Below are 14,473 nucleotides of genomic sequence, written 5' to 3'. Positions count from 1 at the left end.
GACGAACACAGCGAATTACGAACCTATGCACGAAACGACGTTCGCGGTACTCGGCACGGGCGGCATCGGGCGGCGAGCACTCGAGGTCTCGAAGGACAAGGAGGAACTGACACCGGTCGCGGCCTGTGACCGCCACGGCGTCGCCGTCGACCACGACGGCCTCGACGTGGACGAACTGCTGGCGGCGACGGAGGGCAACATCGCCTCCGACGGTGGCACTGCAGCGGCCAAGAGCGAGGGCGGCATCAAACAGGCCGGCACCGACAAGGGCGTCGCTGCCTCCGTGCAGGCCGACCCGACAGAGACGCCCATCGACGACATCATCGACGAATCGGATGCCATCGACGCCGTCCTCATCGCGCTCCCGAACCTCGAGCACGACTTCATCCCGCGCGTGGCCGAGCGCTTCGCGGAGGCCGACTACGAGGGTGTCCTCGTGGACGTGCTCAAGCGCTCTCGCGTCATCGGGATGCTCGACGACCGCGAGGAGACGCTGCAGGACTCGGGCATCACGTTCGTCTGCGGCGCGGGTGCCACGCCGGGCTTCCTCACCGGCGCCGCCGCGCTCGCCGCGCAGTCGTTCGTGGAGGTCCACGAGGTCGACATCTGGTGGGGCGTCGGGCTGAAGTCGGGCTACGAGGACAACCGCGGCACCGTCCGCGAGGACATCGCCCACCTCGACGGCTACGACATCGAGACCGCCCGCGCGATGACGGACGAGGAGATCGAGGCACTGGTCGACGAGCACGACGGTGTGCTGGAGTTCCACGACATGGAGCACGCCGACGACGTGCTGCTCGAACGCGCGGGCATCTGCGACGCCGAGGACGTGACCGTCGGCGGCGTACTGGACCTCCGCAACGACGAGAAGCCGACCACGACGACCGTCACCGTCACCGGCGAGACGTTCGACGGCGAGGTCGCCACCAACACGTTCGAACTCGGCGACGACACGAGCATGGAGGCCAACGTCAACGGGCCCGCGCTGGGCTACCTGAAGGCCGCCGTCCGGCACAACCGCGCCGGCGACTACGGCGTCTTCGGCCCGGCCGAGCTGATGCCTGGCTTCTGAGCCAACCTCCGAACGCTCGATGAGCTTCGAATCGCGACACACCGACGACGCCCGGGAGGCGCGTGTCGAGCGGGGCTTCGACCTCGATGCGCGCCTCGCCAGTCGCGAGGCTGTCGACCTCCGGCGCGACCTCGCCCCCGTCGACCGCGTAGGTCCCCGCGCCCGGACCGCGCCCGACCCGAAGGGCCAACCGGCGGAGTGGACCGAGGAGCGCCTCGTCCTCGCGTCGAACGACTACCTCGGACTCGCGGGCGACCCGCGGCTGGCCGAGGCCGCCGCGAAGACGGCCCGCGAGGTCGGCGCGGGCGCCGGGGCGTCACGGCTCGTCGTCGGAGACACGCCCGCGCACCGTGCGCTGGAACGTGACCTCGCTGCCACCAAACGGACCGAGCGCGCGCTCGTCTTCTCCTCGGGCTACGCTGCCAACGTCGGTACCATCACCGCGCTCGACCCGGACGCCGTCTTCTCAGACGAACTCAACCACGCGAGTATCATCGACGGCTGCCGGCTCTCGGGCGCGGACGTTGAGATATACGACCACTGCGACCCCGACGCGCTCCGCGCGGCGATGCGCGAACGCGCCCGGGAGGTCGATGCGAGCGGCGAGTCGTGGCTCGTCGTCACCGACACCGTGTTCTCCATGGACGGTGACGTGGCCCCGCTGGCGGCGGTCTGCGACGCGGCCGAGGACTTCGGCGCGTGGACGATGGTAGACGAGGCCCACGCGACCGGCCTGTACGTCGATGGTGGCGGTATCGTCCAGCGCGAGGGCCTGAGCGAGCGCGTGGACGTGCAGCTCGGCACGCTGTCGAAGGCGCTCGGCGCACAGGGCGGCTACGTCGCCGGGAGCGAGCCGCTCGTCGAACACCTGCTCAACACGGCACGCGCGTTCGTCTTCTCCACGGGCCTGGCGCCGCCGGCGGCCGGCGCCGCACGCGAGGCCCTCCGCATCGCTCGCGCGGACCGGCGCCGTGACCGGCTGTGGGACATCGTCGAGCGGACCCGCGAGGGACTCGAAGCGCTGGGGTACGAGGTGCTCGGCGAGACACAGATCCTCCCCGTCGTCGTCGGTGATCGTGCCGATGCCGTCGCCCTGGCCGACCGCCTCCACGAGGCCGGCCTCGTCGCCCCCGCCATCAGGCCGCCGACCGTGCCCGAGGGAACCAGTCGCATTCGACTCGCGCCGACCGCGGCACACACCCGCGCCGATGTCGACCGCTGTCTCGCGGCGTTCGAGGCCGCCGGCACCGAACTGGACCTCCGCTGAGCCCGGTGCGACCCGCCGGGTTTCAATACCTCGTCCGCTCTTCGCGTTCCCATGTCGAACATCGCTGTCGTCGGGACCGACACCGGTATCGGGAAGACCGTCGTCACCGCCGGACTCGTGGGGCGCCTCCGGAACGAGGGCGTCGACGCGGTCGGGGTGAAACCCTGTCAGACGGGCCACCCGCCGGACGACGACGCCGGGTTCGTCCGCGAGGCCTGCGACGACGAGGCGGCGGGGGTCTGTGGCCGCTACCTCGGCCCTGCACTCGCACCCGAGGTCGCCGCAGACGAGGCCGACGAGGAACTCTCCTACGACGAGGTCCGTGACTTCTGTGCGACCGAACTCGACGCCGCCGAGGTCGGCGTGCTGGAGGGAATCGGCGGGCTCCGGGTGCCGCTCGCAGAGGGCCGCGAGGTGGTGGACCTCGTCGCCGACCTTGGCGTCCCGGCGGTCGTCGTCTCGCGCTCCGGACTGGGCACGCTCAACCACACCGCACTGACCGTCGAGGCCCTGGAGCGCCGCGACGTGCCGGTCCGGGGTATCGTCCTCAACGAGTACGAGGGCGCGTCGGTCGCCGAACGGACGAACCCCGCCGTCCTCGAGGAGATGACGGGCCACGAGGTGGCGACGCTCCCGCCGAGCGACCTCTCGGACCCGGCAGCGGCCGTCGACCTGGCCGCGGACCTGCCCCGATACGTCGACATCGCGTGACCCGGCGCTGGCGAGCGATGAGAACGGGCGAGAGGTCGAGCGTGGTCGAGACGCGGGGGTGTGTGCCCCGCGTGTGACACTACGGAGCCGACTTGGCTCCGTGGACTCGTAGTGCGGATTCGGTCATAAATTCCCGGGGACACGGCCGGCCCGGCGCACACTGGGCCGAAGGCTCATACTGCCTGCCGTTCTGTCCGCGGGTATGTACGAATCCATCCTCGTCCCCGTCGACGGGAGCGAGGCCGCCGAACGCGCGGCCACGGAGGCGTTCGATGTCGCCCGCGAGCACGGCGGCACGGTCCATCTCCTCTTCGTGCTCGACGAGTCGGCGACGGCGCTGCTCCTCTCCTCGGAGTCGATGGGCCACCGGTTCGACCGGCTCCGGGGGGAGGCCGAGGAGTTCCTCTCCGAACTGGCCGCTCGTGCCGACGGCGTGCCCGTCGAGACCGCCGTCGTCCGGGGGATGGGCGTCTATCGGGGCATCATCGACTACGCCGAGAATCAGGGGATGGACCTCATCGTGATGGGATCGACGGGCCGACACGGCCCGGGTGGGGTCCTGGGGAGCACCAGCGAGCGCGTCGCCGCCAACACCTCGCTCCCGGTGCTCCTCCTCTCGGAGCCCCGGAAGTCCGGAACGGACGCGAGCGACGATTCCGCCTGAGCCGACTACCGAACGACATGGCGGATGCCCACGGCCCCGGTCGTGGGGACCGCCGCTCTGCATCTCCCGACCGTGGGCGTCGGATATCCTCAGTCGCCCGTTCCCAGCAGCATCGCGTCCACGTCGGCGTACTCCCCCAGCAGGTCACCCATCCGTTCGACCGTCCGGGCGTCGCGGGCCCGCCCCGAGCGGATGACTCCCTCCAGCCGCTCGATGGCGGTCGTGGTGTCGGCCTGGACCAGCAGGACCGGGACGCCGGCCTCCTCCGCACGGCCGAGGACCGCCGCCGGCGGCTGGAACCCGCCGGTCAGGAGGATGGCCTCGATGCCGGACGCGTCGAGCGCCGCGGTGACGATCTCGGGGCGGTCCCCGCCGCTGACGAGGACCGCCGAGCGAGTCCGCCGGAGGGCCGGCAGCGCCTCGCCCGCGCTCATCGCCCCGACGACGAACCGCTCGACGATGGCGTCGGTCGGTGCCTCGTCCGTCAGCGTCCGGGCCCCCAGCTCCTGCCCGAGGTCGGCCACGGCGACGCCAGCGAGTTCCTTGACCCGCGGGAGCGTCCCGAAGGTCCGGACACCACGCCCGGAGAGGAACGGGACCACGTCGCTGGCGAGGTCGTCGAACGCGGCGTCGCCGACCGCGTTGAACAGGATCCCCGAGAGGCGGTCGCCGAACCGCTCGCTCGCCACGAGGACATCGTCGACATCCTCGGGGCCGCCGTACGGGGCCACCAGCAGCACCCGCGCGTCGAGCAGGTCCGCGACCTCTGGGTCCGTCAGGCCGACGGTCGCGCCGGCGTTCAGCCCACCCCCCTCGACCACCAGCAGGTCGCGCCCGGCCGCGAGGCCGTCGAAAGCCTCCCGCACGGTCTCCCGGAGCGCCGCCGGGTCCTCGCGGCCCCGGACCGCCTCGCGGATGAAGGTCGGCGAGTAGACGACCGGCTCCAGCTCGTGCATCGGGTCGTCGAGGTCGAGGAGTTCACGCGCCAGCATCGGGTCGGCGTCGAGCGTCTTGCCGACGTTGCTCTCGAGGCGGGTCCCCTTCGGTTTCATGTAGCCGACCGACTGCCCCTCGTCACGCGCGGCCAGCGCGAGGGCGAGCGCGACCGCCGTCTTCCCGGTCGAGTCCGCGGTCGACGTGACCAGCAGCGTCTCGGCTGCCCGGTCCCCACCGCCGTGTTCGTCGGGGTCGGTCGCCGCACTCGGCTCCGTCTCGGTTCGCTCGTCGGATGTGTCGTCGTGTTCGCTCATCGGTCCGTCTCCGTGGTGTCCGCGGTGTCGGTCGTCGTCCGGTGCTGGTCGCCGTCGGCCGCTTCCCCCGCGGCCTCGGGGTCGATGCCCGCGACCTCATCCGGATCGATGGTGAGCCGGATGTCGACGGCCGTCGCGCCCTCGGGTGTCACTACGAGTGGGTTCACGTCCAGTTCGAGGATCGCGGGGAAGTCGGTCACGAGCTGGGAGAGCCGCCCGATGGTCTCGACGATGGCGTCCTCGTCGACCGGCTCACGGCCCCGGGCACCGCGGAGGAGCGGCGCCGAGTCGATGTCGTCGAGCATCCGCCGGGCCTCCGGTTCGGCCACCGGTGCCACCCGGACGGTGGTGTCCTCCAGCACCTCGACGAAGACGCCGCCGAGACCGAACAGGACGAGCGGCCCGAACTGCGGGTCGCGGTTCGTCCCGACGATGGTCTCGACGCCGTCCTCGGTGTCGAGCAACTCCTGCACCTGGACGCCGAGGACCGTCGCGTCGGGCTGGTAGCGCCGGGCCCGCGAGACGAGGTCCTCGAACGCGTCGGCCACGTCGTCGGGCGGGACGCCCACCTTGACGCCACCGATGTCGCTCTTGTGGAGGATGTCGGGGCTGACGAGCTTCATCACGACGCCCGCCTCGTCGTCCGTGCCGTCGGCCGTGTCGCCCACGATGTCGCGCGCAACGCGCTCGGCCTCGCTCGGGGAGTCGACCACCTCGCCGGCGGGGGTCGGGATGCCGTACGCATCGAGCAGGTCCATCGCCTCGACGCCGAGGCGGGTCTCGTCGTTCCGTGCGGCCTCGGCGAGGCGCTCGCGGACGTGCCCGCGGTCGACATCGAACTCGGTCGGGGCGGCGTACTCGCGTTCACGCACCTCGCGGTAGCGCCGGAGCGCGTCCAGCGACCGGACCGCCCGCGCGGGGTCGAAGTACGTCGGGACACCGGCCTTCGCGAGTCGTCGGTTGGCGTTCGCCGCGTCGGCGCCGCCCATGAGACAGGCCGCGAGCGGCACGCCCGACTCGTTGGCCGCCACGACGGCGTCCCCGAAGTCGTCGAACGAGAGCGTCGCCGTCGGACAGGTGATGACGACGCAGGCACCCACGTTCGGGTCGTCGAGGACGATGTCCATCGTGTCGGCGATGCGCTCGACCGGCGCGTCGCCGATGACGTCGACCGGGTTGTAGACGTTCGCGTTGTCCGGGAGCCGCTCGGAGAGTGCCTCGTGGGTCGCGTCGGTGAACGAGGCGAGCTCGAGCCCGCTGTCACCGACGGCGTCGGTCGCCATCACGCCCGGGCCGCCGGCGTTGGTGACCACGGCGACGCCGTCGCTCTCGGGCACCGGCTGGCCGGCGAGGGCGGCCGCGGAGTCGAACAGCTCCTGGACGCTCTCGGCGCGCAGGACGCCCGCCTGGTCGAGGCCGGCCTCGTAGGCCGCCTCGCTCCCGGCGATGGCGCCCGTGTGCGAGGCCGCGGCGTGGGCGCCGGCCTCGGTTCGGCCCGACTTGACGAGGACGACGGGCGTCTCCGCGGTCACCTCGCGGGCCGTCTCGATGAAGCCCGCGCCGTCGTCGATGCCCTCGAGGTAGCCCAGCACCACGTCGGTCCCCTCGTCGGCGCCCCAGTGTGCGACGAAGTCCGATTCGTCGAGGACGGCCTTGTTCCCCAGCGAGACCACCTCGCGGAAGCCGAGGTCGCGCTCGGCCGCCCAGTCCAGCACGGCCGTCACGAACGCGCCGGACTGGCTCATGAACGAGATATCGCCCGGCAGCGCGTTCCGGGGGGCGAACGTCGCATTCAGCCCCACGGGCGTCGAGATGATGCCCAGGCAGTTCGGCCCGACGAGGTTGAGGTCGTACTCGTCGGCGACGGCCACGAGTTCGCGCTCGCGAGCGACGCCCTCCGGTCCACCCTCGCCGAACCCGGCGGTGATGACGACCACGTCGTCGGTGCCGGCCTCGCCGGCCTGTTCGACGACCTCGACCGCCGCCGCTGGCGGGACGATGACCACCGCGAGGTCGGCGTCCGCCTCGGCGACGCTGTCGACGGCCGACAGCCCCAGGACAGCCTCGGCGGAGGGGTTCACCGGGACCACGTCGCCGTCGAACGACCGTTGCAGGTTCGCCGTCACGGCGCGGCCGACGCTCCCCTCGCGCTCGGTGGCGCCGACGACGGCCACGCGCTCCGGGGCGAACAGGCCGGCGAGCGGACTGGCATCCGCCACCGTGTCGGCCGCTCCGGCGTCAGGGCTCGCCTGCCCGCTGCCCTCGTCCTCCCCGTCGACACTCGCGCCGTCGCTGCCGTCCATCGTGTACCTCCCACGACTCGGCCTCCGGGGATAAAACCACAGCCGAGGGCCGTGGATTGCCTCTTCTCGAGCGGCGCGATTGACCTGGTTGTGCGGTAATAGAAGCCACTGTCCAGAAGAAATTCACATTGGGGGCGAAATGGATATGTTTGTAGAAAATCACTTCGGCCAGATGGATACGCTCCAGTCAGCCGCCGGAGGCGACCACGACGACGGCGCCCTTCATGCCGAGCGACTTGTGCGGGACGCACTCGTAGAGCGCGACTCCGGCCTCCTCGAAGGTGAACTCGTAGCTGTCGTCCGCTTTCGCGCTGCCACTGTCGAGCGCGAAGTCCGAATCACCGGTTGCTACGACGTTGTGCTGGTTCCCCTTCCCGGTCCACTCCCAGTTCACGGTCGTTCCCGTCTCCACGGCGATGGCGGCGGGGGCGAACGCGTAGTTGCCCTGGTTCCCCTCCGCGCCGACCATCACGGTCCCGTCGCCGGCCGCCGCGATGGTGCCGTCGTAGTTGCTGGCCGACGGCTCGGCGGTGAGGAAGTTCTCGACGCGGGTCTGCGCCTCGCTGGAGACATCGAGCGAGGTACCACCGCCGCCATCCCCGCCATCGCCGTCACCGCCATCGCTGCCACCATCTCCGCCGTCGCTACCACCGCCGTCACCGCCATCTCCGCCGTCGCCGGTACAGCCGGCGAGCCCGACCGCGAGCGCCGAGCCTGTGGTCGCGAGTACACGCCGTCTGGTGGTACGTTCCATGAGTACCTGTAGGAGACGAGCCCTGAAAAGGGGGCGTCAGGGGGTGGGGTTTGCCGCTTCGGCGACTGTCTCAGTCGTCACCGAGTAGATCCCGAACGCGGTCGCCGAGTCGGTCACGCTGGTGGGCGAGGGCGCCAGCGGCCCCGCCCGCGGCGCCGAGCGTCAGGCCGCCGCCGAGGGTATAGACGCTCTGGGAACTCCCGGCGAGGGTGTGCCACGTCTCCCCGCCGTCGTCGCTCACCTGCATCGGGCCGAAGCTGCCGCCGCCGCTGCCGCCCGCGTCGGCGAAGTACCGCATGGCATCGTCACCGGACTGCGTCCCGGAGAACTGGACGAAGGTGTCCTCGCCGACCTCGACGTCCGTCCCGTCGCCGCCCGCGTACGACCAGCCCTCGGGGAGGCGGTCGCGGACCAGCAGGTCCCGGTCCGCGAACTCGAGCGTGAGGTCGACCTGGTTCGTGTCGCCGCTGCGGAAGACCTGCCCGTCCATCTCCCGCGAGACGTTCGCGACCGGGTCGGCGCCACCGACGGGGATGCCGTCGGCCTTCACCGCGTGGACGCCCTGGTTGATGTCGGAGGCGAAGGTGATGCCGTTGGACTCGGACGCCCCCCAGACGAACGGGGTGATGTAGTTGAGCCCCTCCAGCCGGGAGTCCTTCGGCGTGTCGTAGGTGGGCCGGGAGTAGCCCCGCTTCACGATGCGCCAGTCGGTCGTGTTGTGCGGTGCGGCGGCCCCGGAGAGTTCGTTCCCGTCGGCGTCCTTGACAGGTTCCTGGAAGCGGGCGTCCTCGCCCACGAGCCCGTCGTCATCGCCGGGCACGACCTCGAGGAACTGGATGCCGCCGCCGTAGTGGGCCTGGTGGATCCAGAACGACTCCTTCCCGCTCCGGTCCATGTGGCGAGCGAAGTCGGAGTTGTGCGGTGACAGCGAGAAGTCGTACGGGCCGAAGTCGATGTCGCTGTCATCGTTCGTCGTGTCGGTGCCCGTGTTGGCCTTCATCGGGTTCTCGTACTCGTTCTGCCACTCCCACATGTCGAGTTCGCCCATCTGGACGACGCCGTTCTCGCGGGGTACCGAGTCGAAGTTCGGGTCGCTCTCGAACAGCCCGTCACAGTCGACCAGGTAGACGCGGCCGGTGTGGTTGCTGTTCGCGGGCACCTCCTGACTGGCGACGGCGACGCGCTTGCCGTCGACGAGCGTCGGGGCCGGGGCGGCGAAGTGTGCCGAGCCCATCTCGAACTGCCCGAGCGCCTCCAGGTTCGACGGGTCGGAGGCGTCGAGTGCCCACATCCCGCGGCCCCAGTAGGCGAGATAGACGACGGGCGTGCCGGTCCGCGGGTCGTCCTGTACCTCCATGTCGTGGATGTACGCGCCGCCCTGAACGTTCTGCGCCCCGGCCTCGCCCTGGGCGAAGTTGCGCTCGTACTCCCACTGGTTGACCAGCTCCAGCGTCCCCGTCGTGCGGTCGAACCGGAGCACGAACATCCCCTCGCCGGCGCCGGCGAGGTTGCCCGAGTCGTTGATGGCGAAGATGTAGTCGTCGCCGCCGATGCGGTGATGGTAGGCGTTGTGCGAACCCGACCCCTCCAGCGAGAAGTTGCTCAGCACCTCGGGGTTGGACTTGTCGGTCACGTCGACGGCGACGATGCCCGCGACCTGCGTCGTGGCCCCCTCGTCCTCCAGGTTCGGCGTGGGGTCGAAGCCCTCGATGACCGTCGGGTCCTGTGTGTTCCCGCTCGCGGAGCCGAACAGCTGCTGATACGGCTGCGTGGAGAGGAACACGTAGTTCCCGTCGTCGCTCACCTTCACGTCCATCACGGACGCCGAGGCGGTGTTGTTCCGGAGGAAGGAGACGACGGAGATCTGGGCGTTCTCCAGCATCGCCTCCTGCTCGGGCTTCGGGGCATCGGCCGGGATGCGGTTGTAGTCCGAGATATCGAGGATGGCCATCCCGCGGCCGGGCGTCTCCGACCCCGAGGAGAAGAACCCGACGTAGGCGTAGTCTCCGTGGGTGCGGATCTCGGTGATGCCCCCGTAGTGTGGGTTCTGTGCCTCGGCCTCGGGGTCCGGGTTCGCGGTGTCGGCGTCGCCCAGCGCGTGGTAGCCGACGACCTTCGCGCCCTCGGTCTCCCCGCGGGAGTTCTCCCGCTGGCTGGTCCAGGTGTTCTCACCGGCCGGGCCGCTCTCGTCGCCCCACTCGTGAGCACTCGCGGTGCCCATCGCGCCGACACCGAGTGCGCCGGCGGTGCCCTTCAGCACGGCCCGCCGCGTCGCGTCCGACAGCTTCGGATCGTCCTTCCCTGACATAGCGTGTCCGCAACTCCCGAACGTACCTCAAAAGGGGTTCTGACAGACCCGTCCAAACCAACGTTACAGTCGCTGAACGTACATTCTGTGGTATCGGGCCATCGCTGGCGACCGCCAGCAGAAGCTGGATTCCTCCCGGCCTGGAATCGAAGAGAGTGAACTGTAACCTGCCCGTTGGGCGCTCACCCGGACAGTCGGCGGAGCCGGTCCTGGGCGTTCACGAGGGCGGTCTCGTCGTCCTCCGTGAGATACCGCCACAGCTCCCGTGTCGCCACCACGAGTACCTCGGCGTCCTCCGGCGGAACGTCGCCGTCGAGCGCCTGCATCCGCTTGGTATGGTTGTCCAGCGGCCCGAGTACGTCGGCCACGTCCGGGTCGGGATGCTCCTCGAGGTACTCTCTGAGGTCCCCACGATAGGCCTCGATAGCGGTGGCGTACGCGAGACCGCGAGCCGCCCGCAACGAGTCGGGTACCGCCTCAGGCCCAGGTCGTTCGGACACGTCGCCCTGCAATAGCGAGAGGAGGTAGTACTCCTCGGGTTCGTCGACGGCGCGATGGCGCGAGAGTTCGCTTCCGACGTGGCGAAGCTCCATCGCCGCGAGATAGCGGTCCGACAGTGGTTGCAACGCCCCCGCGTCGATGAAGCCGTACCCCCGGGTGAACTCGCGGGCGATCCCCGCGGCGGTCTCGGCGACCTGCCGGGGAGGTTTCCCCGCCTCCAGTTCGTCACGGGCCGGCGTGAGGTTCAACGACCGCGGGGTCGCCGTGTGGAGGGTCCGGTCGTCCTCGACACCGACCGACCGCAGGCTCCCACAGGACGGACAGTCGACGCTCCCGGTCTCGTAGTAGGCCCACCGCGTGCCACAGTCCTTGCACTCGCGCTGCCCGCGGATCTTCATGTGGCGGCGTACGCGGCACGAGCGGAAAAACTCTCAGTTCGGACCTGGCTCCCGAGCGTGTCGCTACTGCTCGACCGTCCCGCCTCCCTCCACCTCCTCAGCTGCCGCCAGGAGCTCGGCTGCGAGCCGCCGTGCCTCCGCCGGCGTGTACTTCGTCCGGTCCCCTCGGGGCTGGGTGATGTCCACGTACCGCTCTCGTGGGTCGATGTATATCGGGGCACGCTGTTCGAGCGAGGTCACGGACCGGGACTTCGACATACATCTTCCCTCGACCCGATATCTCTTCAAACTTATCCAGAGTAGTCGGAAGAGAACAGACGTACAATAATTTCTGAGCCGATACGACCGTCGTACATTTCGAATCCTCGGTAGTAGTCGTACAGGTGGTCGGTATCAGGGGTCGTCGACGCGCACGCTGCCGTCCGCCTCGGCCGCCTCGGCCGCCGTGAGGATCTCCTCGGCGATCTCTCGTGCCTCCTCGGGCGTGTACTTCGTGTGGTCGCCGAACTCCTGCTCGATATCCACGTATCCCCCCGTCTGTTCGATGAAGACGGCCGCTCGGTGCTCGATGGGCGTCACGGGGTCGGATTTCGACATGTCGGTATGTATGTTGGCAACGTATGTCAAACTTTCCCGTCGGAGCCTCGCTCGTACGGACTCCGTTTCGCGAGACCGGAAGGCTGATAGCAGACGGCCCGGCAGAATCTCCCTGTATGCTCAGGCGGTTGGTCCCCGCAGTAGTCGTGGCTGTACTGCTCGTCACGAGTCCCGTCGCCGCGGTGGCGGCGGTCCCTCCGGATAGCGGTGATGGCGCGGGTGGCACCCGGTCGGACGGCGCTGGGAACGGTAGTGCCGCTGGTAGTGCCAGTGGCAGTGCCTCCGGTGGCGTCGAGAGTGGCGCCGGCGGGAGCGGTGCCGCTGGGGATGCCGGGGGCGCAGCGAACGACACCCGTACGGTCCCTGGCGTCGGCGGTATCATCGATGCTGCTCCGGCGACCGATGGCGGCCGGTATCTGGTCGGAGCCATCGGTCTCCGCGAGACGAACTCGACGGTCACCCGGGTCGCCCCGAACGGGACGGTCCGGTGGACCCGTTCGTTCGGAAGCCCCAACGAATCCCGCCGTGTGACAGCCGTCGTCAGCGGTGACTCGCCCGGCGCCTTCCTGCTCGAAGTGAGCGGCCGCCCCGGTCCGGCCTCGGACGAGACACCACCGACGCTCCGCCTGCGCCGCATCACCGCGGATGGAGACCTGGCCTGGCAGCGCTCGCTCGGCAACGCCACGAGCGTCGTCCGAGGCCCGGTGCTGGTGGCGACCGACGACGGCGTGGCGCTCGCCCGAACCGTCGACTCGGAGCCGCCCGCAGCCCGTCTGACACGGTTCGCGCATGACGGTACACTCCTCGGCGACCGGACGTATCGTGGCGGCGTCCCGCGTGCGCTGGCCGAGACGGACGACGGCGGACTGGTCGTTGTCGGGCAGCGGGAGTTCCGACGTGGCTGGTACCTCCGGCTCGACGGTGACGGCGATATCGTCCGCAACGAGACCTTCGCGACCGGCGACCGGCGAATCGTTGGTGCCACGCCGGCTGATGACGGTGACCTGCTCGTCGCCGGAAGCGCGGAGGTCCGTGGATTCAGCGGGAGTGACCCGTGGGTGGCGCGGCTGGACGCCGACGGAACGGTCCGCTGGAGCCGCACCTACGGGACGACCGACCGGGAGTACCCCAGAACCGCGGTCGCGACGGACCGTGGCATCCTGCTGCTCTCGACGCGCGACACCGGAACCGGCGCGCGCTCGACGGTCCTGACACACGTCACCGCGGAGGGTGAGGTGGCCACCGGCGCCGTCGCCGCGGAGCGCGGACTCACGAGTCCGGTTCCGACCGGCGACAGGAGCGTCGACCTCTACGGCTTCGCGCTGGACCGCGAGAACCGAACCGCAACCGGTATCGCGCGGACCGTCGACCTACCGCGCCCGGCCGCCCCCGACTGGCCGGTTCACGACACGGTCACGTCGAACCGGACGTTCTACCGGGGCGAGAACCTCCGGCTCCCCGGAGACGCGAACCGCACGTACGGGCTGTATCAGCTCCCGGGCGAGTACACGGAGTTCGACCAGCCCCGTCTCGTCCGCCGGGTCGGCCCCACGACCGAGGGCGTCCCGGCGTTCGAGACCGCAACGCTCCGCAGCGGTAAGTACGCGTTCCGGGCGCCCGGCAGCTTCTGGTACCGTATCGACGACGGGCGCTACGAACTCGTCGAGGACCCCGGGGCGGCTGCGTTCACGCTCGCGGAGCAGGACATCTGGCGTATCCAGCCCCGGCGGTCGGTTCTCGAGACGTTCGCCGGCGACCGGCTCCTGCACGCTCGCGTGGAGTCGGACCCGGCCAGCATGACCGCCCGCGTCGGACTCGCCCGGATGAACGGCTCCAGCGTCGGGCAGGCGACCCTTGCGGACGCGCTCGCCCCCGGCGCCGACGAGCGGGTCGACGATGACCGCGTCTTCACCGTCGGCGACCGTGCGTACGGCACGGTCGAACTCCGTGATGACCGGAACCTCACGCTCGATGCCGGTGCGCTCCCGGCCGGACTCTACGAGGTGACGCTCACCGGTAACCGGACCGCCGACGCCACCGAACCGGCGACGGCCACGCTCGTCGTCGTGACGGAAGAGCGAAACGTCACGCTGACACCCGTGAACCGGACGCTGAGCGTCCCGCAGAACGGCACGGCCACGACGGACCTGACGCTCGCCGGCACGGACGCCGGCCTGCGCGCCATCCGAATCGATGCGGAACGACGAGGACAGCCAGCGCTCAGGCTGGATCTCGAACTGACCGATGCGCTCGATACCGGCTCGCTGCGGTCCGGTGCGGGCATCGGTGCCGGTCGCTCGACGGCGGACATCCAGACCCTCGATGTCCGCGAGGCACCCAACGGTAGCTTCGCCGTCGCAAGCCTGGCTGTCTCCCAATCCCAGTTCGGCCGGGACCGGTCCGACGGCGAGACGCCCGACCAGCAGACGGTCACCGTCGGGCTGACGTACGCCGTGGACGCCGAGGGTATCCCGTACAGCGTCGCTCAGGACGAGACCATCACGGTCGTCCTCGAGGACGAGGACGGTAACTGACGCCGCCTGGGGCCCTGGACGGCCCTACCGCTCTTGGAACAGCGTCCGCGGAGAAATGCTCCGGCAGGGATTTGAACACGGCGAGACGGTCGCCCTCACTTCGTTCGCGCGCTG

At 70.1% G+C, this 14,473-nt stretch carries 12 protein-coding genes; 5 read left to right on the top strand and 7 right to left on the bottom strand.

Going from position 1 to position 14,473, the window contains the following annotated elements:
- Positions 1–25: 25 nt before the first annotated feature.
- The 4 genes from bioU (at position 26) to NL114_RS18960 (ending at position 3,714) form a co-directional block, all read left to right on the top strand.
- Complete coding sequence (gene bioU, locus NL114_RS18975; protein ID WP_254822483.1) at positions 26–1,072, top strand: (S)-8-amino-7-oxononanoate synthase BioU; 1,047 nt, start codon at positions 26–28, stop codon at positions 1,070–1,072.
- Positions 1,073–1,091: 19 nt separating this feature from the next.
- Positions 1,092–2,339 carry an aminotransferase class I/II-fold pyridoxal phosphate-dependent enzyme gene (locus tag NL114_RS18970; RefSeq protein ID WP_254822482.1) on the top strand — a complete coding sequence of 416 codons (1,248 nt, stop codon included), beginning with the start codon at positions 1,092–1,094 and terminating at the stop codon, positions 2,337–2,339.
- A gap of 51 nt (positions 2,340–2,390) precedes the next feature.
- Complete coding sequence (gene bioD / locus NL114_RS18965) at positions 2,391–3,050, top strand: dethiobiotin synthase (protein WP_254822481.1); 660 nt, start codon at positions 2,391–2,393, stop codon at positions 3,048–3,050.
- Between the two features lie 202 nt (positions 3,051–3,252).
- On the top strand, positions 3,253–3,714 hold the full coding sequence (locus tag NL114_RS18960; RefSeq protein WP_254822480.1) for a universal stress protein: 462 nt from the start codon (positions 3,253–3,255) through the stop codon (positions 3,712–3,714).
- An 89-nt stretch (positions 3,715–3,803) separates the two neighbouring features.
- Here the strand turns inward: NL114_RS18960 and NL114_RS18955 are convergent, their stop codons facing one another.
- The 7 genes from NL114_RS18955 to NL114_RS18925 form a co-directional block, all read right to left on the bottom strand.
- Positions 3,804–4,964, bottom strand: a complete 1,161-nt coding sequence (locus NL114_RS18955; RefSeq protein ID WP_254822479.1) for a phosphotransacetylase family protein — start codon at positions 4,962–4,964, stop codon at positions 3,804–3,806.
- Complete coding sequence (locus NL114_RS18950; protein ID WP_254822478.1) at positions 4,961–7,267, bottom strand: acetate--CoA ligase family protein; 2,307 nt, start codon at positions 7,265–7,267, stop codon at positions 4,961–4,963. Before NL114_RS18950 ends, NL114_RS18955 begins: the two co-directional genes overlap by 4 nt.
- A 187-nt stretch (positions 7,268–7,454) precedes the next feature.
- Complete coding sequence (locus NL114_RS18945) at positions 7,455–8,021, bottom strand: halocyanin domain-containing protein (protein WP_254822477.1); 567 nt, start codon at positions 8,019–8,021, stop codon at positions 7,455–7,457.
- A 70-nt stretch (positions 8,022–8,091) separates the two neighbouring features.
- Positions 8,092–10,329, bottom strand: coding sequence for an LVIVD repeat-containing protein (locus NL114_RS18940; RefSeq protein ID WP_254822476.1), 2,238 nt, complete (start codon positions 10,327–10,329; stop codon positions 8,092–8,094).
- Positions 10,330–10,511: 182 nt separating this feature from the next.
- On the bottom strand, positions 10,512–11,228 hold the full coding sequence (locus NL114_RS18935) for a DUF7117 family protein (RefSeq protein WP_254822475.1): 717 nt from the start codon (positions 11,226–11,228) through the stop codon (positions 10,512–10,514).
- Between the two features lie 63 nt (positions 11,229–11,291).
- Positions 11,292–11,486 carry a hypothetical protein gene (locus tag NL114_RS18930; protein ID WP_254822474.1) on the bottom strand — a complete coding sequence of 65 codons (195 nt, stop codon included), beginning with the start codon at positions 11,484–11,486 and terminating at the stop codon, positions 11,292–11,294.
- Between the two features lie 135 nt (positions 11,487–11,621).
- Complete coding sequence (locus NL114_RS18925; protein WP_254822473.1) at positions 11,622–11,825, bottom strand: hypothetical protein; 204 nt, start codon at positions 11,823–11,825, stop codon at positions 11,622–11,624.
- A 116-nt stretch (positions 11,826–11,941) separates the two neighbouring features.
- Between NL114_RS18925 and NL114_RS18920 the strand changes: the two genes are divergently transcribed.
- Positions 11,942–14,359 (top strand): hypothetical protein, encoded by a 2,418-nt coding sequence (locus NL114_RS18920; RefSeq protein ID WP_254822472.1) that lies wholly within the window; start codon positions 11,942–11,944, stop codon positions 14,357–14,359.
- Positions 14,360–14,473: the final 114 nt, after the last annotated feature.

Source organism: Haloglomus halophilum, assembly GCF_024298885.1.
GTDB lineage: Archaea > Halobacteriota > Halobacteria > Halobacteriales > Haloarculaceae > Haloglomus > Haloglomus halophilum.
The sequence above is the reverse complement of the archived record's forward strand: the minus strand, read 5'-3'. Positions and strand labels throughout refer to the sequence as shown.

Coding starts and splice junctions, on each gene's coding strand:
- NL114_RS18930 (WP_254822474.1), bottom strand. CDS start 11,486: ATGTCGAAGTCCCGGTCCGTGACCTCGCTCGAACAGCGTGCCCCGATA.
- bioD (WP_254822481.1), top strand. CDS start 2,391: ATGTCGAACATCGCTGTCGTCGGGACCGACACCGGTATCGGGAAGACC.
- NL114_RS18960 (WP_254822480.1), top strand. CDS start 3,253: ATGTACGAATCCATCCTCGTCCCCGTCGACGGGAGCGAGGCCGCCGAA.
- NL114_RS18925 (WP_254822473.1), bottom strand. CDS start 11,825: ATGTCGAAATCCGACCCCGTGACGCCCATCGAGCACCGAGCGGCCGTC.
- NL114_RS18955 (WP_254822479.1), bottom strand. CDS start 4,964: ATGAGCGAACACGACGACACATCCGACGAGCGAACCGAGACGGAGCCG.
- NL114_RS18940 (WP_254822476.1), bottom strand. CDS start 10,329: ATGTCAGGGAAGGACGATCCGAAGCTGTCGGACGCGACGCGGCGGGCC.
- NL114_RS18935 (WP_254822475.1), bottom strand. CDS start 11,228: ATGAAGATCCGCGGGCAGCGCGAGTGCAAGGACTGTGGCACGCGGTGG.
- NL114_RS18950 (WP_254822478.1), bottom strand. CDS start 7,267: ATGGACGGCAGCGACGGCGCGAGTGTCGACGGGGAGGACGAGGGCAGC.
- NL114_RS18945 (WP_254822477.1), bottom strand. CDS start 8,021: ATGGAACGTACCACCAGACGGCGTGTACTCGCGACCACAGGCTCGGCG.
- NL114_RS18970 (WP_254822482.1), top strand. CDS start 1,092: ATGAGCTTCGAATCGCGACACACCGACGACGCCCGGGAGGCGCGTGTC.
- NL114_RS18920 (WP_254822472.1), top strand. CDS start 11,942: ATGCTCAGGCGGTTGGTCCCCGCAGTAGTCGTGGCTGTACTGCTCGTC.
- bioU (WP_254822483.1), top strand. CDS start 26: ATGCACGAAACGACGTTCGCGGTACTCGGCACGGGCGGCATCGGGCGG.